Source organism: Sphingobium yanoikuyae (assembly GCF_034424525.1).
GTDB classification, from domain to species: Bacteria; Pseudomonadota; Alphaproteobacteria; order Sphingomonadales; family Sphingomonadaceae; genus Sphingobium; species Sphingobium yanoikuyae.
On the sequence record NZ_CP139979.1, the window covers coordinates 365,373 to 385,272 of the forward strand.

At 60.7% G+C, this 19,900-nt stretch carries 18 protein-coding genes; 9 read left to right on the plus strand and 9 right to left on the minus strand.

Annotated features, from left to right (window positions below; all coding sequences use genetic code 11):
- Nucleotides 1-6: 6 nt before the first annotated feature.
- The 3 genes from U0025_RS01720 to U0025_RS01730 all read right to left on the minus strand — a co-directional run bounded on the left by U0025_RS01720 (nt 7) and on the right by U0025_RS01730 (nt 3,127).
- Nucleotides 7-1,074: an acyltransferase family protein gene (locus U0025_RS01720; protein WP_004210812.1), complete on the minus strand. Its 1,068-nt coding sequence runs from the start codon at nt 1,072-1,074 to the stop codon at nt 7-9.
- Complete coding sequence (locus tag U0025_RS01725) at nt 1,061-2,110, minus strand: ATP-grasp domain-containing protein (RefSeq protein ID WP_004210813.1); 1,050 nt, start codon at nt 2,108-2,110, stop codon at nt 1,061-1,063. Before U0025_RS01725 ends, U0025_RS01720 begins: the two co-directional genes overlap by 14 nt.
- Nucleotides 2,111-2,857: 747 nt before the next feature.
- On the minus strand, nt 2,858-3,127 hold the full coding sequence (locus tag U0025_RS01730) for a metal-sensing transcriptional repressor (RefSeq protein WP_004210814.1): 270 nt from the start codon (nt 3,125-3,127) through the stop codon (nt 2,858-2,860).
- A 105-nt stretch (nt 3,128-3,232) separates the two neighbouring features.
- On the opposite strand from U0025_RS01730, the gene U0025_RS01735 reads away from it, so the two are divergent.
- From U0025_RS01735 to U0025_RS01765, 7 genes are all read left to right on the plus strand, one after another.
- A complete protein-coding gene (locus tag U0025_RS01735; RefSeq protein ID WP_004210815.1) occupies nt 3,233-4,570 on the plus strand; it encodes an MFS transporter in 1,338 nt (445 codons plus the stop codon).
- A gap of 504 nt (nt 4,571-5,074) precedes the next feature.
- Nucleotides 5,075-6,343 (plus strand): TolC family protein, encoded by a 1,269-nt coding sequence (locus tag U0025_RS01740; RefSeq protein ID WP_004210816.1) that lies wholly within the window; start codon nt 5,075-5,077, stop codon nt 6,341-6,343.
- Nucleotides 6,340-7,494, plus strand: a complete 1,155-nt coding sequence (locus tag U0025_RS01745; RefSeq protein WP_004210818.1) for an efflux RND transporter periplasmic adaptor subunit — start codon at nt 6,340-6,342, stop codon at nt 7,492-7,494. Before U0025_RS01740 ends, U0025_RS01745 begins: the two co-directional genes overlap by 4 nt.
- Complete coding sequence (locus tag U0025_RS01750) at nt 7,491-10,727, plus strand: efflux RND transporter permease subunit (RefSeq protein ID WP_004210819.1); 3,237 nt, start codon at nt 7,491-7,493, stop codon at nt 10,725-10,727. Before U0025_RS01745 ends, U0025_RS01750 begins: the two co-directional genes overlap by 4 nt.
- 83 nt (nt 10,728-10,810) lie before the next feature.
- Nucleotides 10,811-11,287, plus strand: coding sequence for a hypothetical protein (locus tag U0025_RS01755; protein WP_004210821.1), 477 nt, complete (start codon nt 10,811-10,813; stop codon nt 11,285-11,287).
- A gap of 482 nt (nt 11,288-11,769) precedes the next feature.
- Nucleotides 11,770-12,483: a HupE/UreJ family protein gene (locus U0025_RS01760; protein WP_004210822.1), complete on the plus strand. Its 714-nt coding sequence runs from the start codon at nt 11,770-11,772 to the stop codon at nt 12,481-12,483.
- Nucleotides 12,480-13,070, plus strand: a complete 591-nt coding sequence (locus U0025_RS01765; protein WP_004210823.1) for a hypothetical protein — start codon at nt 12,480-12,482, stop codon at nt 13,068-13,070. Before U0025_RS01760 ends, U0025_RS01765 begins: the two co-directional genes overlap by 4 nt.
- A gap of 101 nt (nt 13,071-13,171) precedes the next feature.
- On the opposite strand, the gene tnpC is transcribed toward U0025_RS01765, so the two are convergent.
- Genes tnpC through tnpA form a run of 3 tightly spaced genes read right to left on the minus strand, consistent with a single transcriptional unit; the run spans nt 13,172 to nt 15,509 of the window.
- On the minus strand, nt 13,172-14,695 hold the full coding sequence (gene tnpC, locus U0025_RS01770; protein ID WP_004209593.1) for an IS66 family transposase: 1,524 nt from the start codon (nt 14,693-14,695) through the stop codon (nt 13,172-13,174).
- Nucleotides 14,696-14,727: 32 nt separating this feature from the next.
- Complete coding sequence (gene tnpB, locus U0025_RS01775; protein WP_206434212.1) at nt 14,728-15,054, minus strand: IS66 family insertion sequence element accessory protein TnpB; 327 nt, start codon at nt 15,052-15,054, stop codon at nt 14,728-14,730.
- A 26-nt stretch (nt 15,055-15,080) separates the two neighbouring features.
- Nucleotides 15,081-15,509: an IS66-like element accessory protein TnpA gene (tnpA, locus tag U0025_RS01780; RefSeq protein WP_279731898.1), complete on the minus strand. Its 429-nt coding sequence runs from the start codon at nt 15,507-15,509 to the stop codon at nt 15,081-15,083.
- 114 nt (nt 15,510-15,623) lie between these two features.
- On the opposite strand from tnpA, the gene U0025_RS01785 reads away from it, so the two are divergent.
- Entirely contained in the window at nt 15,624-15,893 is a 270-nt protein-coding gene (locus U0025_RS01785; protein ID WP_004210825.1) for a DUF6488 family protein, read from the plus strand.
- Nucleotides 15,894-16,180: 287 nt separating this feature from the next.
- Complete coding sequence (locus U0025_RS01790) at nt 16,181-17,752, plus strand: reverse transcriptase domain-containing protein (RefSeq protein WP_037480011.1); 1,572 nt, start codon at nt 16,181-16,183, stop codon at nt 17,750-17,752.
- A 313-nt stretch (nt 17,753-18,065) separates the two neighbouring features.
- Here U0025_RS01790 and U0025_RS01795 read toward each other — a convergent pair whose 3' ends face one another.
- From U0025_RS01795 to U0025_RS01805, 3 genes are all read right to left on the minus strand, one after another.
- Nucleotides 18,066-18,257 carry a DUF6771 family protein gene (locus U0025_RS01795; protein ID WP_076605609.1) on the minus strand — a complete coding sequence of 64 codons (192 nt, stop codon included), beginning with the start codon at nt 18,255-18,257 and terminating at the stop codon, nt 18,066-18,068.
- Nucleotides 18,258-18,406: 149 nt separating this feature from the next.
- A complete protein-coding gene (locus U0025_RS01800) occupies nt 18,407-18,697 on the minus strand; it encodes a hypothetical protein (RefSeq protein ID WP_004210827.1) in 291 nt (96 codons plus the stop codon).
- Between the two features lie 107 nt (nt 18,698-18,804).
- Nucleotides 18,805-19,770 carry a hypothetical protein gene (locus U0025_RS01805; RefSeq protein ID WP_004210829.1) on the minus strand — a complete coding sequence of 322 codons (966 nt, stop codon included), beginning with the start codon at nt 19,768-19,770 and terminating at the stop codon, nt 18,805-18,807.
- Nucleotides 19,771-19,900: the final 130 nt, after the last annotated feature.

The window sequence follows — 19,900 nt, forward strand, 5'->3', positions numbered from 1 at the left end:
GCTCGATCAGACTGGCTGGGGGCTAAGGCGCCTAAGCCACCATGTTCGGATGGCCCGCTCCGCAGGTGCCTCGATGCCGTGGTGCAGGAGGGCTGCCAGACCAAGCATCGTTGCCGACGTGACGATGACCCCCGCGAAGGGGCCTATCTGTGCGCGGTCGATTGCCCGGAGCAGCACGAAGCCGGCGTGATGGTGGATGAGATACAGCGGGTAGCTGAGAGCGCCGAGATACAGCAGAATAGGATGAGTGATCGCGGACAGGCGGCCGTTGATGGCCAGCCAAAGCATCACCTGAATTCCGACCCCGGCGATCAGGAAGGCGGCGCCGCCATTGAAGCCCAGTATCGCCAGCGCCATCGCGAAATAGGGAAGTTGGTCGAGATAGCGCCGTTGTGCTGACCACGCTCTGTAGGTGAGCACACCAATGGCGAAGAACGGGCTGTATTGGTTCACCAGGAGCATCTGTACCCGATACGGCGCTATCTCGGAGACGGAGGCGATCGCGCCAACTGCCATCCAACCAGCAAGCAGGTACTCGATGCGCACCCGCCTGCGCGCCGTCCATGCGAGGGCGGCGCAGATGTAGAAGGCAAGTTCGACAGTCAACGTCCAGTACACGCCATCGACAGACGGGACGAAGAAGAAGCCTTGCAACATGGTGAGGTTGATCAGGACCGTTTCGAATTCCGCCTGTAGACGTTCGGTCCCGCTCCATTGCACGACCAGCGTCGTGATCAGCACCGCCGCCCAATAGGCTGGGAAGAGCCGGGCAACACGCTTGATGGTGAAGTCGGCGATGCCCGCGGTGTTTTCCAGCGTCCGACTGATCACGAAACCGGAGATGCCGAAGAACAGGAAGACGCCATAGCCTCCGGCATCGAATCTCACGCCGATGTTGCGGTGCTCGGGAAAGAAGTCGGGATAGATCGAGGTGTAGTGGAACAGCATCACGCTGATCGCTGCGATCCCGCGCAGGGCGTCGAGTTCCTTCAGCCTGTTCCTGAACGGGCCGCTGACCGGTTGTTGTTTAAGCCGATCAGAACGCACATCGACCTTCTGTTCAACGAGGGTCATGGCCGCCCCCCTTGAAAATCTTCCCAACCATGTTGCGGACATCTTGATAGAATGGGCCGGTATCGTCCTTGTCAAAGACGTAGTAGCGCATGTTTGGGCGCACGAAGTCCGCGAGGTAGGATCGCAGCTCCTGCAGGCGGCTATATTCAGCGACGCGCTCATCAACGCGAGAGCGCCTGATGAGCAGGCGCATGAGCCGCTTGGTTTCCGGAATCATATAGCGTGCCTGAATTATGTCTTGCCGGCCCACCGGCGCGTCAACGACCTGGCCCAGGACCGAACGTCGATAGGCTTCCCAGGCGAAGAGCGTGTCACAATGGCGAGTGAGCGGGAGGCTGCCCCAATACCGGCCGTTTACTTCCATGAGCCAATAGCGCTTCCGTGCCGCGTCATAGCGATACTCGACCATGGCGGGGCCCTCCCACTCCAATTCCTGAAGCAGGCGCTCCGACAATTTCATCTGGGCTTGATGCTGATGGAGTGGCTCGTTGTAGCAGAGCGTCGACACCCCGCCTTCCGGCGGCCATTCATGAAGGCGCACATGCTGAAAGCGCAGGGTCGCGCGATCACGCCTCATGTAGAGCATTTGGCCAAGCCCCACGCCATCGCAATAGGACTGGATCAGGGGCCAGCGGCCTATTGTTTGGAAGCGATCAAGCAAGCGGTCGAGTTGGCCGGCATTGCTGACGAACTCTGCCTTCTCCCATTTGAGGCCAGCCTCTTCGAGAAGGGGGAGGATGTCATTCGGGTTGTCCCATTTGGCGATGGCGGGGAAGCTCTGCTCAGCGATCCGCGCGGCGAAATCTTCGCCGGCTCGAGGTTGCCATGTCTGCGGCACGTCGAACCCGAGCTTTCTGGCTTCGCTCAGTGTGTCGCTCTTGCTGAGCGCCCGCTGCAATTGCTCCAAGCGGGGCGTCAGAACCTCGCACTTGCCAATGTACTTCGGTCCTGACGCCAGTTGCAGCAAATCGGCTTCGGACACAGCGAATAGTGCCATCGCGCCCGTGCGACGGACGATGTCGGGCATCCAGGACATGATTGGCCCGGCCGGACGGATGATGGCTTGCGAGCAATGTCGTGAGGCTGCAGCCATTGAGGTTGCGGCCGTACCGACGCCGATGACCGGCACGCCCTTTTGGCCGAGTTCACGGATGATGCTGAGATTGATCGCGCTATCGAGCCCGAGCACGATAGCAGGTGGGTGCGGACGCAAAGGACGCCCGCCAGAATGCGGTGTTGCCACAGAAGATGCCTTTCGAACGTGCCGAAGGCAGCGGCGTACGTAAAGCATCACAGCCGCTGCCAGACTGGCAGGTCAGACCAATCGGAAGGTCGGGCGCCCTGCGAAAAGGGCGCTGCGGCATCAGGCGGAGGGCGGCTCTAGCAGCGGAGGGGAGGGTACGATCGTCAGCTGTAGGTCATCAGACCGACGGAACTGACGCTTGAGAATACGGCGGTGCCGGTCGCCTACACCAGCTATCCTGACGTCGTCTGCTGATCCGTGCGTGTGATGACCGGTGTGACGGTGAGAACCGTCAGGAAGTTCGTCCGTCTGCCCATCAACCAGATCCGCCGGCTCAGTGTGCGCCTTACCTACTGGATCGCTATGGGTATATTCGTAATGATGTCCCTGAAGCGGCGCGTGCGGCAGGGCGGCTCCAGCCGCTCCTTGAGCGAGGATTGCCAGAACTGTCAGCATTATGCAGCGGATCAGCTGTGTCATGTCGCCTTGGCTCACATGCTCAGTTCGGGTTGCGCTCGGAGGCCTATAACAGAAATGGCGTTACAGATATCGTGAGATTGCCCGGAATTCTTCAACAGCCTTGGAGACGCCGCCGCTATCCTGGCTATGGCTGAGGCAATGATCGATATGGTCGTTGATCAGGGTCTTCTTGGCGTTGACGATCGCACTCTCGACTGCTTGCAACTGCTGAGCGATCTCGACGCAGGAGCGTCCTTCTTCGATCATTGTTACGATGCTGCGCAGGTGGCCGCCAGCGCGGTTCAATCGCTTTATGATCGCAGGGTGCGTCTCGTGCTGATGATCAGCCATGCAGAATCTACTCCAGGAATGAGGCTTGCAGTATCCTCCCCGGGGGGATACTGCAAGCCTCATTCATATCCCCCCGGGGAGGATGATTCGTGATGAGGTCATGCAATGCTTTCGGTGTTGAGCAATCGGACATACCGTCACCTGTTCCTGGCGCAGGTGGTGGCTTTGGTCGGAACCGGGCTGGCTACGGTCGCGCTGGGGCTGCTCGCCTATGACATTGCCGGCGGATCGGCAGGCGCAGTGCTGGGGACCGCGCTGGCCATCAAGATGATCGCCTATATTGGTGTGGCTCCCGTCGTAGGCGCCTTTGCCGACAGGCTGCCGCGTCGCGCCTTTCTCGTCACGATGGATGTGCTGCGCGCCGCCGTCGCGATCTGCCTGCCGTTCGTCAGCGAGATCTGGCAGATCTACGTCCTGATCTTCGTGCTTCAGTCTGCTTCGGCAGCGTTCACGCCCACTTTTCAGGCGACCATTCCCGATGTTCTGCCGGAAGAGCGCGACTATACCAAGGCGCTCGCCCTGTCGCGGCTGGCTTATGATATGGAAAGCCTGACGAGCCCGATGCTCGCGGCTGCCTTGCTGACTGTCATCAACTTCCACTGGTTATTCTCGGGCACGGCGGTCGGTTTCGTCGGTTCGGCCATTCTGGTCCTGTCGACCACCTTGCCTCGAGCGCTTAACCGTAAGGAAGTGCGCACCGGCATTTATGCCAAGACCACCAGGGGTATGCGGATTTACCTCAAGACGCCACGGCTGCGCGGCCTTCTCGCCTTGACCTTTGCGTCGGCGGCGGCGAGTTCGATGGTGATCGTCAACACTGTCGTCATTGTCCGGGACCAGCTTGGCCTTGGCCAGCGGGACGTTGCCTTCACACTAGCAGCCTTTGGTGGAGGCTCTATCCTCGCTGCGCTGGGGTTGCCCCGTATTCTCGACCGCATATCCGACCGCTCGATCATGATCACTGCCGCAGCAGTGCTGGCTTGGGGGCTTGCGATCATGGGTGCCCTCACGCACTGGTTCGGCAGTTCTTCCAACTATTGGTCCATACTGCTCGCGGGTTGGTTCGTCCTGGGTATGGCCTATTCGATGAGCGTCACCCCGTCGGGACGGCTATTGAAACGGTCGGCCAATGCGGAAGATCGGCCTGCACTCTTTGCGGCGCAGTTTGCCCTGAGCCACGGAAGCTGGTTGATCTGCTATCCGCTTGCTGGCCAGCTTGGCGCGAGAGAAAATCAGGTAATGACGTTCATTGCCATGTCGATCATCGCGCATTTTGGTGTGATCGCTGCTTATTTGCTGTGGCCGAGCGCGGATCCTGACGAACTTCCACATGATCACGTCGATCTTGATGCAGACCATCCCCACCTTCGGGACAAACATGGCCAAAGCGCTGGCCACGCCTATGTGATCGACGATCTTCATCAGCATTGGCCAAGATCATGACTCGTTCTTTCGGTCGATCCGGCTTGCCGAGTGCATGTGACGAAGATAGCGTGCGCGCCATGCGAGCATTGCACTCATCCCGGCGTAACAGCACGGCGCTTATATGGCGTCGGCGCGTGTCGACGCTGTGCGGCCTGCTCGCTTTGTTGGGTGTGACCCTGCTGACAACTTGGCATGACACCCTGCCTCAGGCGCATGCGGCCCAGCAGGTCGCGTCCAGCGTCGCCGATCACGACCATCACCATGACCGGCATGAGTCGAAAGACCAGCCTGACCTGGCAGACATGATGCACATTGCTGCACATGCCGCGCATCAGTCGACAGATCTCCCGTCGCAGCCCGTCATAGTTGCAGATGTTGCGCCGGTCGCTGGGCGTTGGGAGCTGTTCCACGCTGCCGCGTTGGGTTCCACGGGGCCAGCTTCTCTCTTGAGACCACCCGAGGCCTGATCCTTGGCGCGCATTTGCGCGCATCTTTTGATCAGACCTACGAGGGAATTACACAATGCAAGCCTTTCGAGGCCGGCTGCCGCGTATTGCGGTATCCGGCGCGGTCGTTGCGACCTGCCTTATGGCGGGTGGCACGGCTGCAAGCGCGCAAGTCGCGCCACCATTTGCCGAGCTTTTTCGGCAAACCAGCGAAGCGCCACGTCAATTGGAGCTCGAAGCCGAAGTAGATCGAGCCGAAGGATTGGCACGGCAGGCACGCGCCTATCCCAATCCGACCGTGAGCGTCATGACGGAGAATGTGGGCGGGCAACGCCCTTACAACCGCTTCGGTCGTGCGGAAAACACGCTCCAGGTAAACCAGCCGCTTGAGCTGTTCGGAAAGCGCTCCGCTCGCATTGCGGCAGGCGAAGCAGGCGTGGTCGCTGCTCAGGCGCGTACGCGTGACGGGCGGCTGTCCTATGCATATGAACTGGCGCGTGCCTATGCTGGCGCTGAAGTCTCCGATCGCAGGATCGGGCTGGCTGAAGATGAACTGGAAGAAGCAGAAGCGGATCTTAAGGCCGCCCGCGCTCTGGTTGAAGCGGGCAAGGAAGCTCGGCTTCGTGGCCTTCAGGCTGAAACCGAAGTGAATTCGCTGAGGGCTGTCGTCGATACGGCCAAAGCAGAGCGGGTTGGCGCCTATTCCCGCCTGACTGCGCTCAGTGGTCAGTCGGTGTCTTACTCGACTCTTGCCGAACCCATGTTGGACCGGCTGGCGCCGATGAAGGGGCAGGGGCCGATCGACCCGACGCAGACGGCTCCTTATCTGGCAGCGAAAGCTGACGCAGAAGCTGCCGCGCGGCGCGTAACATCCGCCAAGCGGCAGGCCATTCCTGACGTGACGGTGTCCGTCGGCGTTAGACGGCTTGAGGTCGATAACGCGAATGCTCTACTGGCAGCTGTGAGCGTGCCATTCCCGCTCTTCGACAGGAATCGCGGCAACATCGATGCCGCGCAGGCTGAACTGCGCGGCGCGCAGGCACGGGAGGCGGCAACCCGGTTGGAGGCCGAGGCTGCAATCCAGGCTTCGCTTGCCCTCAACGAAGCGGCAGACGCCAGAGCAGCGGCTGCGGATAGAACGCTATCCACGGCTGAAGAAAGCTATCGGCTTGCACGTATCGCCTATGAAGCGGGGAAGTCCCCGCTGATCGAATTGCTAGCTGCACGCCATGGCCTGGGAGCTGCTCGCGGCGTGGTGCTCGATGCCCGCGCTGCCCAGTTCGATGCCCGCGCCAGCCTTGCACGGCTTGAGGGCCGCACCATTACCGGAGAACCCGTCCAATGAAGTCCGACAACAAACTCTATGCCGGCGCTGCGGTCGGCCTCATTCTGGCGGCACTAGCCGGCTTCGGCGTGGCCCGCATGACAGCGCCCAGCGCACCGGTGGCTGAGGAAAGCGCTGTGGAAGCAGAGGCCCAGCCTGCCGATACCGTGGAAATTACTGCGGACGGCATCAAGACCTCGGCAATCTCGGTCGAAGCCGTCTCCGGCTCCAGTCTCTCGGGGATCGTCATGGCGAGCGCCACGGTCGAAGCTACGCCTGATGCCGAGGCTGTTCTAACCGCGCGAGCGCCAGGCACGGTGACGCGCATCTTCAAGCGTATCGGTGATACGGTTCAGGCCGGTGAGGCGATCGCGCTGGTGGAAAGTCGTGATGCCTCGGCAATCGCGGCCGATCGTGGGACTGCGGCGGCGCGCGCGACGCTGGCTGCGCGGCAATTGGCCCGCGAGAAGAGCCTGCTGGCGCAAGGTGTATCGGCGCGGGCGGACTATGAAACGGCCGAAGCCAATCTGGCGGTAGCCCGGGCCGAAGCGCGCCAGGCGGACGCGGCTGCGCGTGCAGCAAGAGTTGCTGGCGATGGCCGGTCCGTATCTGTCGTCAGTTCGGTCTCTGGCCGGATTACATCGGCAACGGCAAGTCTGGGTTCGTTCGTCCAGGCGGAGACTGAACTATTTCGGGTCGCAGATCCGCGCAGCATCCAGATTGAGGCTGCGGTTCCTGTGGCTGACGCTGGCCGGGTAAAGGCTGGCGATCGGGTGGAACTCACGACGTCCGACGGCCAGAAGGTGGAAGGGCGTGTGCGCTCGGCGACCGGTGTTGTCGACGCGCAGACCCGGCAAGCCACGGTCGTCATCACTCCGAGCGGCGGTGGCAGCGTGATCGCTCCAGGACAGCTTGTGCAGGCACGTATCTTCGCCAGCGGTGGTCAGGGTGCGAGCGGTGTCACGGTGCCACAGGATGCGGTCCAGACAGTCGGCGAACGGACAGTGGTTTTTGTTCGCACGCCCAAGGGCTTCAAGGCACAGACCGTTCAGGTCGCCAGTCGCAGTGGCGGCATGGTTGCGATTGCGGCTGGCCTGAAGGCGGGGCAGCAGATCGCGACGACCAACGCCTTCCTCCTCAAGGCTGAGCTTGAGAAGGAGTCGGCAGAATGATTGCGCGTATCCTCAGTCTATCCGTCAGGATGAGATGGGCGGTGTTGTTCCTGACACTCGCCATTGTCGGATTTGGCGGCTGGCAGATCACCAAGCTGCCGATCGACGCCGTCCCGGACATCACCAACCGTCAGGTGCAGGTCAACACCTTCAATCCCACGCTCGGCCCGGTCGACATGGAAAAGCAGGTGACTTATCCGGTCGAGACGGCCCTTGCCGGCATTCCAGGTCTCACCATGACCCGGTCGCTCACGCGCAACGGGTTCAGCCAGGTGACGGCGATCTTCACGGACAGCACGGACATCTTCTTTGCTCGCCAGCAGGTGACGGAGCGGCTGGCGCAGGCCAAGGACAGCCTGCCTGCCGGGGTGCAGCCCAATCTGGCGCCGCTCAGCACCGGCCTTGGCGAAATCTTCTTCTACTCGGTGGCATTTCGTCATCCCGATGGGAAGAACGTCAAGATCGTCAATGGTCAGCCGGGCTGGCAGTCGGACGGCAGCTACCTCACGCCTGAAGGCGAGCGACTGACCACCGAACTGGCGAAGGCGGCCTATCTGCGCACCGTGCAGGACTGGATCATCCGTCCGCAAATGCGCAATGTCAAAGGCGTAGCCGGCGTCGATTCCAACGGCGGCTTCGTGAAGCAGTATCTGGTGCAGCCCAATCTCAACGCGCTGGCCACCTATGGCCTGTCGGTGACGGAACTGGCTGATGCTCTCCAGCGGGCGAACCTGTCGGCAGGCTCCAACTACATCAAGCGAGCCGGGGAGAGTTTCCTGGTTCGCGCCGATGCGCGCCTGAAGTCGATTGAGGAAATCGAGGAGGCGGTCGTTGCGACCCGTGCTGGCGTGCCGGTCCGCGTGCGTGATGTCGGTGAAGTGGTCATCGGTGGCGCGGTCCGCACCGGTTCCGGCAGCCGCATGGGATCCGAAGCGGTGATCTCGACCGTCCTGATGCTGGTGGGCGACAATAGCCGCATCGTGGCGATGAGCGCGGCAGAGAAGCTCACGCAGATCAACAAGGGTCTGCCGCCAGACGTCTTTGCCGAGCCGGTCTATAACCGCTCGAAGCTGGTGAATGCGACCATTTCGACGGTCGAGAAGAACCTGACCGAAGGCGCGCTTCTCGTCATCGTGGTGCTTTTCCTGCTGCTCGGCAATATCCGCGCGGCGCTGATCACGGCGGCGGTCATTCCGGTGACCATGTTGATGACCGCCAGCGGTATGAACGCCATCGGGGAATCCGGCAACCTCATGAGTCTTGGCGCGCTCGACTTCGGTCTGATTGTCGACGGCGCCGTGATCATCGTGGAAAATGCGCTGCGACGGCTTGCCGAACGGCAGGAACATGAAGGGCGTCTGCTGACGTTGTCGGAGCGGCTGGGCGAGACGACGGAGGCTGCGGTCGAGATGGTTCGACCGACCGTTTACGGGCAGCTCATCATCTTCCTCGTGTTCGTGCCGCTGCTGACCTTCCAGGGTGTCGAGGGCAAGACCTTCTCACCGATGGCGGTTACGCTCATGATTGCTCTGGCCTCGGCCTTCATCCTCTCGATTACCTTTATCCCTGCGATGATCGCCATCGTGATCAAGGGGAAAGTGAGCGAGACGGAAGTGAAGCCGATCCGTTGGTTCAAGGAAAAGTACGAGCCGCTCCTGAAGAAAGCCGTGGCGCGTCCCTTGCCGTTCATTGCGGCCGGCGGTGGCATGTTCCTGGCAGCCGTCCTGTGCTTCGGCCTGCTGGGCGAGGAATTCATGCCCCAGCTTGACGAGAAGGACATAACGGTCACCAACTTCCGCGTGCCATCGGCTTCGATCGACCAGTCGACCGAGATGCAACTGCGGATCGAGAATACTCTCAAGACGCTGCCGGAAGTGGCGCTCGTCTTCTCGAAGAACGGCAACGCGGATCTGGGTACCGACCCGATGCCGCCAAACGCTTCGGACACCTATGTCATCCCCAAGCCCGAAAGTGAGTGGCCGTCGGATGTGAAGAGCAAGGACGATATCCTCAAGCGCATCGAAGCGAGGATGAAGCCCCTGATTGGCAACCGGACGGAAATCCAGCAGCCGATCCAGATGCGCTTCAACGAGCTTATCGCCGGCGTTCGGGCTGACGTGGCCATCAAGCTTTATGGCGATGACCTCGATCAGATGAGCCAGCAGGCGCAGCGCATTGCTGCGGTGGTTCGGAAGATCCCCGGTGCTGGCGATGTCAGTGCCGAGCAGACGTCCGGCGCGCCGACGTTTGACGTGAAGATCGATCGATTGGCGGTCGCACGTTACGGCCTTTCGGTCGAAGAGGTTGCCAATACCGTTGCGGCTGCTCTTGGGGGCCGGGAAGCCGGGCTGCTGTTCGAAGGTGACCGTCGCTTCTCGGTCGTGGTCCGTCTGCCTGATGCGCAGCGCGACGATCTGGAAACGCTGGGGTCCATCCCGGTGATGTTGCCTACCCCAGAAGGTCAGGTGGCAAGGTCCATCCCGCTCCGCGAGGTGGCACGGTTCAGCTTCACATCGGGGTTGAACCAGATCAGCCGCGAGAATGGCAAGCGTATGGTGATCGTGCAGATCAACGTGCGTGGCCGGGATCTGGGCGGCTTCGTCACAGAGGCGCAGCAGAAGGTGGGCGAACTCCAACTGCCTGCTGGCATGTACACCGATTGGGGCGGCACGTTCGAAAGCCTTCAGTCGGCGCGTCTGCGCCTGCTGATCGTGGTGCCGATCTGCTTCGCCGCGATCTTCGCACTTCTCTACATGGCATTAGGCGGCGCTATCCCAGCAGCGATCGTGTTTAGTGCGGTGCCCATGGCTCTCGCGGGCGGTGTTTTCGCTCTGCTGCTGCGCGGGATTCCGTTCTCCATCACGGCTGCGGTGGGCTTCATTGCCCTCTCCGGTGTCGCTGTTCTGAATGGCCTCGTCATGATGAGTGCCATCCGCAAATATCGAGAGGATGGGGCAGAGGAGGATCAGGCGATCATCGGCGGTGCGATGGAGCGCGTGCGGCCGGTGCTGATGACTGCGCTCGTGGCAAGTCTCGGCTTCGTGCCGATGGCCCTCGCTACGGGGACGGGAGCCGAAGTGCAGCGACCGCTTGCCACGGTGGTCATTGGTGGCCTCATCACGTCGACGGCGCTGACGTTACTCGTGTTGCCGGCGATCACGGCATTCATGGGGCGCCTCAAAAAGAAACAGGCGCAAGAGTCGTCGGGTAATTCCGAACCGGCAACTGCGTAATCGAAAGGCAGGCGGCGGCGGAGCTGCCGCCTGCTTCACCTATGATTTGCTCAACGCCAGACCCTCGAGGATTGGAAAGTGCCATGTTCCTTGACGAACGTTCTCGATTTTCTGTCCGGTCAGGCCAGCTGGCTATCGTGATGATGGCGGCGCTGGCGGCCGGGTCATGTTCATCTGGCGATGGCAATGGCCAACTCAGTCCCGACGACCAGGCGCTGCTCAGTGATCGCGAAGCGCATCATGAATTTCAGTGCAATGATGGCTCCCTTCTCCACGCGGCGTACCGCGATGAGGGGCTGGTGATGATCCTGAGTGGACCCGCGCAACCGCAGCCGATCCGCCTGACTGCTCCGGCTCAGGGGCTGACCTATGTCGGGGAAGGCATCACTGCCACGATCACCAATCGCGTCCTGCGCATCAGCGAAGTAAACCGGCCGGAGCGCACCTGCACCTCGGGCAAGCCCTTGGGCCTTAGCCCTGTAGAACCAGCCGACGACTTGGTTCGTGACGAGAATAGGTCATCTGACGCTCGCAATTTTGTTGAGAATCATTCGCGATAATCTATCGTGTGTGCGGTTTGGCGCCCGTTGAACGGCCGTTTGGATGAATGAGAGAAGGAAGGAGTGGCGAATGCGAACTTATCCATTCCTCTCTGTCCTGCTCGTAATCGCTATGATGATCTCACACGGCTCGTTGCTGACCGTGTCACAGCATTTCCACAAAAGCGACCGATCATCCGTTGAGGCTACTACAGAGCATCAACATTTTTCAGAAAACCATGAGGAGCCGGGCAGCGCTACAGGAGGCGGTCACGTTCATCTAGTCGGTGATCGCGTGCCAGATGACCATGGGCTGAAACCTGTCCCAACTGGGAAGGCTATCCATAGCGGCGCGCATCGCCAGCCTTTTATGGCGCCATTCACCATGGCTCCGCTACTCGAGCCGCCATCGATATCCTGAAGCATGGCAGTGCGAGGCGTTGGTCTCGCACTTGGTGCTGATCTGCCGGCGTCGAGGCGCTGGCGACCATACGGATATCTATATGAAACTCAGACTGGCTCGACCGTGGGCATGTTATGCTGCGGTCTTTACAGCCTTGGCGTTTTTCGTCGTCGATGTGGCCTTGGCCCATGGCGTTGCGGAAGGCGACAAAGGCTATATCGAAGAAACGACCGGCCCTCAGATAGGGGCATTTCTCTATCTCGGCGCCAAGCACATGGTCACCGGATATGACCATTTGCTGTTCCTGTTCGGCGTCATCTTCTTCCTCTACCGGATGCGCGAGGTCGCGTCCTACGTCACGCTGTTCGCCATCGGCCACAGCACGACCCTGATTGCAGGGGTGCTGCTGGGCACCAATGTCAGCGCCTATCTCGTCGATGCGATCATCGGCTTGTCGGTCGTCTACAAGGCGCTCGACAATCTCGGGGCGTTTCAGCGCTGGTTTGGGTTCCAGCCGAATACAAAGGCGGCCGTGCTGATCTTCGGCTTCTTCCACGGCTTCGGTCTGGCGACGAAGCTGCAGGATTTCGCGCTATCGTCTGATGGTCTGATCACCAATCTCATCGCTTTCAACGTCGGCGTCGAGATGGGCCAAATCCTGGCTCTGTCGGCCATCCTCATCATCATGGGATATTGGCGGCGCACGCGCAGCTTCGCCAAACATGCCTTCACCGCGAACGTCGTGCTGATGACCGCCGGCTTCGTTCTCACCGGCTATCAGCTCGCCGGCTTGTTCCTGGGAGATCCTTCATGACCCGTCCCCACTCGCCCATGCCGGGCGAACTGCCCACCCTTAGCCAACTGAATCGGGCTACACTCATCGCTTTCGGTGCCGCTGCGGCCATCCTGGTGACGGCCGTGCTGCCAGCGGAATATGGCGTCGATCCGACCGGCGTCGGTGGCGCCCTCGGCCTCACCCCGATGGGCGAGATGAAGCAGGCTGAACATGATGCTGCGCCAGTGGCGTCGTCCGCACCGGCTACGCCAACGGCGTCCAAGCCGGCCGTGGCTGCCCCGGGTGAACCGGTCCAGGTCGTCATTACGCTCAAGCCCAACGAAGGGCGCGAGATCAAGGCAGTAATGACCGCCGGCAGCGCGATGCGCTACGCTTGGAAAACCGATGGCGCGAAGATCCGCTACGAATTGCATGGCGAGGAATTCAACGCGCCTGAAGGTGAATACACCAGCTACGAGAAGGGCACGTCGGCCGGTGAAAGCGGATCTTTCACAGCCCCCTTCGACGGTACGCATGGCTGGTACTGGAAGAACAAGACCAGCGAGCCTGTCACCATCACTGCATCTGCGACCGGTGGCTTTTCCGCCTTCGCAGCCAAGCCCTGACCCAACTCATAATGAGAGAAGGAAAATCTGATGCGTAAATTCATTATCGCAGCTGTCGTTGTTCTCGCTCCCGTGTCCCCGGTGATGGGTAAGCGGTGTTCTCAGCCCACGGTGGTCCAAGGCATGAGTTCGGCGACGCCGTTCGCAGGATGACCGTTGGCCAGGCTGTTCAGCGTATCGGTCAGCCAGATGTGCGGGTTGATGCCGGAGAGCTTGCAGTTTTCGATGAGCGTGGCGATCACCGCCCAGTTGTCGCCGCCTTCGTCGGAACCGGCGAACAGGGCATTCTTGCGGTTCAGCGCGAGGGGCCGGATAGAGCGTTCGACGGTGTTGCTGTCGAGGTCGATGCGGCCATCCTCGAGGAAGCGTGACAGCCCATCCCAGCGGGTGAGCGCGTAGCGGATCGCTTCGCCGAGCTTGCTCTTGGCGCTGACCTGGCGGATGCGGGCCTCGAGATACTGGCGAAGATCATCGACGATGATGCGGCTGCGGTCATGGCGAACAGCCCGGCGTTGCTCCGCCGATAATCCTCGCGCCTCATCTTCGATGGCATAGAGCAAGGCGACGCGACGCAGCACTTCCGTTGCCACCGGCGAGTTGTCGGCCAGCTCGTAGAACTTGCGCCGGACGTGTGCCCAGCAAAAAGCGAGGCTGATCTGCTGGCGGCGCCTGGCGAGCGCGGCATAGCCGCCATAGCCATCGACCTGCAGGATACCTGCAAAATCACCGAGATGCGCTTCTGCCCGTTCGCCCTTGCGATCGGCTGCATAGACATAGGCGACCATCGGCGGATCATCGCCGCCCCAAGGTCGGTCATCGCGGGCATAGGCCCATAGCTGGCCGGTCTTGGTTCGCCCACGCCCCGGATCGAGCACCGGCGCCGTAGTTTCGTCCGCAAATAGTCGTTCTGATCGTCGCAATCGCTCAAGGATGTGATCGCGCAAGGGGCGCAGATACCAAGCTGCCCGTCCGACCCAGTCTGCCAGGGTGGATCGATCAAGCTGGATGCCTTGCCGGGCGTAGATCTGCGCCTGGCGGTACAGCGGTAGATGATCGGCGTACTTGGCGACCAGCACCTGGGCGATCAGCGCTTCGGTGGGAATGCCGCCCTCGACGATCCGCGCCGGTGCCGGGGCCTGCACAATGGCGCTCTCGCACGAGCGGCAACCGTAGCGCGGGCGGCGGGTGACGAGGACACGGAAGGTCGTGGGCACGACGTCGAGGCGTTCGGCTACATCCTCGCCGATCTGGTGGAGCGCGCCGCCGCAGCACGGACAGGCCTTGTCCTCGACATCGACGACCTGCTCGATCCGTTCGAGATGGGCAGGGAGCGAACCGCGGTTGCTCTTGCGGGGGCGCTCGGCGGGAGTCCGGCTTGCCTTGTCCCTGGCATGCTCGGCTTCAGCCAACGCCGTCTCGACTTCTTCCAGCGCAAGCTCGAACTGATCAGGATCGAACTGCTCTGACCGGCGTCCAAAACGGTGGCGCTGCAGAGCCTCGATGATCGCCTTCAGGCGTTCCACATCAGCCTGGAAAACCTTGAGCGTGTCGAGCTCGCGGGCCTGTTCGAGGACGAGCGCACGCAGCGCTTCAACGTCGTCGGGGAGGTCCGCTTCCATGAGCATGGCAGGCAGTGAATCAGTAGGCGAAGGCCCCGTCAACCGGCAATCTGCGGGACAATGGGACGGCGTCCACCGTGCACTCTGCGCCAGTCCAGACCCTCCAGAAGGGCACCGAGTTGCGCCGAGGTCAGGCGCATCACGCCGTCCTGGATGCCCGGCCACTTGAAGCCACCGGTCTCGAGCTTCTTGGCCATCAGACACAGGCCCGTGCCGTCCCACCAGACCAGCTTGATCCGGTCCGAACGCTTCGCCCGGAACACGTAGATCACGCCCGAATAGGGATCGCCGCCGTACTCGGCTCCGACCAGCGCGGCCAGGGCGTCAGGTCCCTTGCGGAAATCCACCGGGCGCGTCGCGACCATCACGCGCGCGCCAGCCCCAGGTCCTATCATCGCGTCGCCTTGAGCGCTTCGATCACCGCGGCAATCACACCGACGTCGGCACTGCGGCCGATCTTCACTGCCACACCGTCGATCTCCAGCTCGACAGCTGCAGCTGCTGCGCAACGTCGACGGCGGGGACGCCGCGTGGGAGCAGGACCGGACACCGCGCTGGGCTCGATTACGGCAGGCACGAACGCGACCGCTTCCGGCTCTTCCGAAGGCAGGATCCCCCCCTTGGCCTCGAGCTGCTTGCGCAAATCCCGCCGCCACGCGTAAACCTGAGAGGGATCGAGCCCATGCCGGCGAGCCACGGCACTGACCCCGTCCCGGCCCGAATAGCACTCTGCAACAATCGAGGCCTTCACTTCGGGCGGCCACTCTCGCCGCTTGCCCGCGCCCGTAAACACCTCGAACCGCTGCGCGCCCTTGCTCACAGGATCATCACCCGAGATTATCATAGTAGCAGCGCACTCCAGCCCAATCAGGGCGCGGAAACTCGGCGCTACGCTTCAAACGCGCAAGGTGGGGGCAGAACAGCGCTTACGGTGATGGCGCATGGCAATCATGATGAAGAAGAGCAGGATCGTCCTGTTCAGCAGGTGGCGAAGGACAATGTCATCAAGCTCATCACCAAGGGCACATTGCCGGCGAGCTGGTCAAAGGCGAAGTTCGTGGAAACGAAGTCGCGGACCGTTCAGGGCGCCCGTCAGGATGTGGTGATCTTCCGCAACGAAGCTGAACCGGAAGCTCGCAAGCTGCTGTACGTCGCGTTGAAGCCGGACGGCACCTTCGTCTCCGCTAACCACAAGCTGAAGTAAGAAATGATAGGCGCGGCCATATGGCCGCGCCTGTTTTGCCCATCATTGCATTAAGTGATGGGCGGAGCCTTTGGCCTCTAATCTGGAACTAGCTGCGATTTTCAGACTCGAATGCTAAAAGGTCGTTTCGCACCTGAAATCAAGCTGCTAGAGTTCTCTTACGGGGTTCTCCCCTCGCATACGCGCTGTAGTAACTGCGGCGTAAGAGTAAATGTCTGCACATATCATGCCCGCCATGATCATTCGGTAATTCCTGGCGTGACTGGAAGGGAGACCCCGTGCCACCTATGGGCCATATTTTTGGACCAGTGAGTTTCGTGAAGTTGCCGCCGGAGTTGATGAGTGAGGCCAGTCTTCTTGCTCATCTTGGCGTTGGCCGTGCCGAACTTAATGTCATTAGTTGGTACGCCGGTAGGATGTACCATAAATTCGACATTAAAAAGAAGTCTGGCAAGGCGAGGGTGATTAATGCGCCGGATCGTCGGCTGAAGATGTTGCAGAGGAAGATCGCCGATTTGCTGACGCCTCTCTATCGGAGGCGCAACCCTGTTCACGGGTTCGTGATCGGTCGTTCTGTGAAGACCAATGCTCAGTCCCATCTGGGCAGCAAGTTCATCGTCAACTTGGATTTGAAGGATTTCTTCCCGTCCATTTCGTACGGACGCGTGACGGGCGTGCTGCGTTCGCTTGGCATGAAGCGCGAGGTCGCGGAAGCTATTGCGACAATTTGCTGCCTCAATGGGACGTTGCCCCAAGGCGCTCCGAGCAGTCCGATCTTGTCCAATATGGTTTGCTTCCGCTTGGATCGGAGGCTGCGGGAGTTAGCCAAGGACGCCCGTTGCATTTACACCCGCTATGCGGACGACCTGAGCTTTTCCAGCTACCAGCCGCTAATGGGATTGTTCGAAACGACACCACCGGCTTCAGGGCATTTCTCACCGGATCTGTTGTCGGAAAAACTTAAGCAGATTTTCAGCGGTAACGGGTTTGTGCTGAACCCGGACAAGGCTCACTATGCTGACAAGCATTCGCGCCGCACCGTGACAGGCATCCGGATTAACGAGGCTCTCAATGTCGACCGGCGGTTTGTGAGGAATTTGCGGGCAGCCCTTTACTCTGTTGAAACTTTGGGACTGGCCGCCGCCCAGGCAAAATTCAAATCCTTGCATGGTGGTAAAGCTGACGTCGGCCAGCACCTGCAAGGCAAGGTATCGTGGTTGGGGTACATCAAAGGCGCATCTGACCCAGTCTTTCGGAGTGTCGCATCCCGTTTCAACGCTGCATTCCCGCCGCTCGCGCTCGATATTTTGCCCAGTCCCCAAGAAATACGAGAACGATCAGTGTGGCTGATTGAGCACTGGGAAACAGGGGGTGACCAAGGCACGGCGTTTTTCATGAAGGGTGTCGGTCTGGTAACGGCAGAGCATTGCATATCGCCGTCCGGTATAGTTGAGTTGTATCACCCGACGAAGCCGTCGAATAAATTCGCGGCGTCCGTGAAGCATCGATGCCCAGATCGCGATCTGGCCGTTCTCGACCATGCAATCCCCAACAACGAATTCTATGAGCTCGAAACCGCCGGCAAGGCAGCCGCGACAGGCGATGCCACGACCGCGATCGGGTATCCCGGTTATGGACCCGGCGACAGACTGAACATCCGACCTGGCGCAGTTACGTCCCTGCCAACTAAGAGTGCGGTGAAGATGGTCGAGGTCCAGCAGATGCTGACGCCGGGCATGTCAGGAGGGCCATTGCTGGATGTGGATGACCGCGTCGTTGGCGTCGTTCACAAGGGCGGCCATGATCATGGTCGGCAACTCGCTATTGCCATATCTGAACTGCATGCTTGGCTGCCCTGACCTGATTAGCCGAACCGGCTAATCGCGCAGGCGCCGAACCAGCCGTTTCCAGCTTGCTTCACTGTTCATCCAGTCAGGCCGGTCCGGTTGTCGAGGCGTTGGAGCAAATCGTTCAGGATGTCCCCGACAGCGCGTGCAGCGCAGGTGCGATCCGACGGTTTCCATAGCGGTGTTCCAGCAATGCGCGAGGAACCAGCGGTTGAGTTTGTCAGCATCGATTACTCCTGAGTGGCCGCATCTGCAGATGATGAAAAGATTGACGTTTCGGTGGGCATAATCGCCGAGGTTCCGCAGGGGGACGTTCGCCCCCACGTCAGAGGGGAAGGGTCATCTGCCTGCGATCAAAGTGAGGCGGCTGACGTTCCATGGCCACTATAATTGTTTGGGCCAGTTCTACAGCGGCTTGCTCCCGCAACCGTTCGTTCGGCGCCGTCAGTGCCACTCGTGCCCACCCAGGGGCGTTCAGAGGGCTCTGCGCGAGCCAGAGAGGATCGGGCTGTGTCATGTCCGGCAATATGCGAACAAAAAGAGAACATAGCAAGAGCCTGTTCTTCGGCTAACGAAGTTGATGGATGGGCTTGGACTAGCCGAAAGGGGGGGCGGTCCCTCATCCCGGTGCGGCGACAGGTTACGCTGAGGACGTGCCTATTCCTGTCAGTCGTCGGAAAGGAGAGACGCGAAGCCGTGGATCGTGAATGGCATGGCGGCGTCAGGCACCTTCGCCTCACCTGGAACCTCATGCATGAGTAGCAGCATGCCCTCATGTGGAAGATAGGCGCAGCCAAATCCCTTCTCCCGTCGCTGTTGCGCGGCTTCGAGAACGGCTGCGCGGTAGGCGTCATGGACCTTATTTCCGACATGCAGCTTGGTTAGATCGATGAAGCCCAGTGCATCGCCATTCGGGCCCTCTTCGCTGACGCCGAAGATCATGGTTTCATCGGGCATTTCGAATCCTCATTTCATTTCGCGAACATTCGCGAAGTGTGTTTCCAAGCATGACGACATCGGCGCGCGGGGCCTCGATGATCATCTGGTCGCGCGCCATTGCGCCTTTAATCGCGGCCTCGACCGCGAGGCATAGCAAAGCTGTGCTGTTCGCTTGCATCTGGATCTGTGCGGCCTTTCGGCTTGATGGCTAATTCGAACTTGATGTCGCTCGCCTGCGAAGCGATCCCGCGAGTAACTGCCTCAGATAGGTAGGTTCCCTCCGCATCGCCCCCGGTGATTTCAGATTCCCGATCGAGGCCATTGGGCACCGGCTCTGGCGCTCGAGAAGCAAGGCGTTCCAACCGCGCATCCAATGCTGCAGCGCCAGGGCCACCGGTTCGCGCCCAAGTAGCCCCTAAATCGATCCCCGCCCGATGGAATTCTGACACTCGCTCATAACGGCCGACGGCTGCCATCGTGATGTCCTTTTGACCCAGGCCGTCCTTTTCCAGTGTTCGGATGCCCATGCTGGATACGAGCTCCTGAGCGGGCTTGGCGATCGCCATGCCTCGGCTGACGCTTAGGACTCCGCCTCGGCCGATCAGTTCGAGGCCACGCGCCTCTTCCTGAGTGGCGACGTCGTAGAGGATCATCCGGGCTTTTTCATTTGGCGAGAGGGCCCCATTCGCCGCCTCGTAGATTTCCGCACGGACAAAGGCGCGTTCGGTCGCCGCAAACCGGTGCTCGTTGAGAGGCATCCCGGCATCGCCAAGGGTCAGGACCGCGCGTTCAAGGGCTGGATCAACAGCGATCGTATCGTCGCGGTAGCGAAGCTTGTCCTGAACGGTCCGAATTTCAGCGGCGGCGCGGACCAACTCAGCACGCGTCAAAGTCCGGAAAGGGCGATACTCTTCCGCCTGAGGGCCGGTGGCCATCTCCAGCCGCGCCAAATCGAACGCTTCAACGCCGGAAGCCGCGGCTGTCTTCGCCGCAGCGCCTATGGCAGCCGTCGTGGCATTCTGTTGTTCCTTCGGCATCGCGTGCCGTTCAGGCGCATCAGACAGCCATTCCTCAATTACTCTGAAGTCCATTGTAATGCTTCCCTGCAAGACCGGGAGTAATTGTCTCAGACCGATTGGGCAAATTCCAGACCCCCTTCAGCACAGGTTGCATTGGATATGGAACAGGCTGCTTCGAATCCTCCGGAAAGCGGCTTATGCG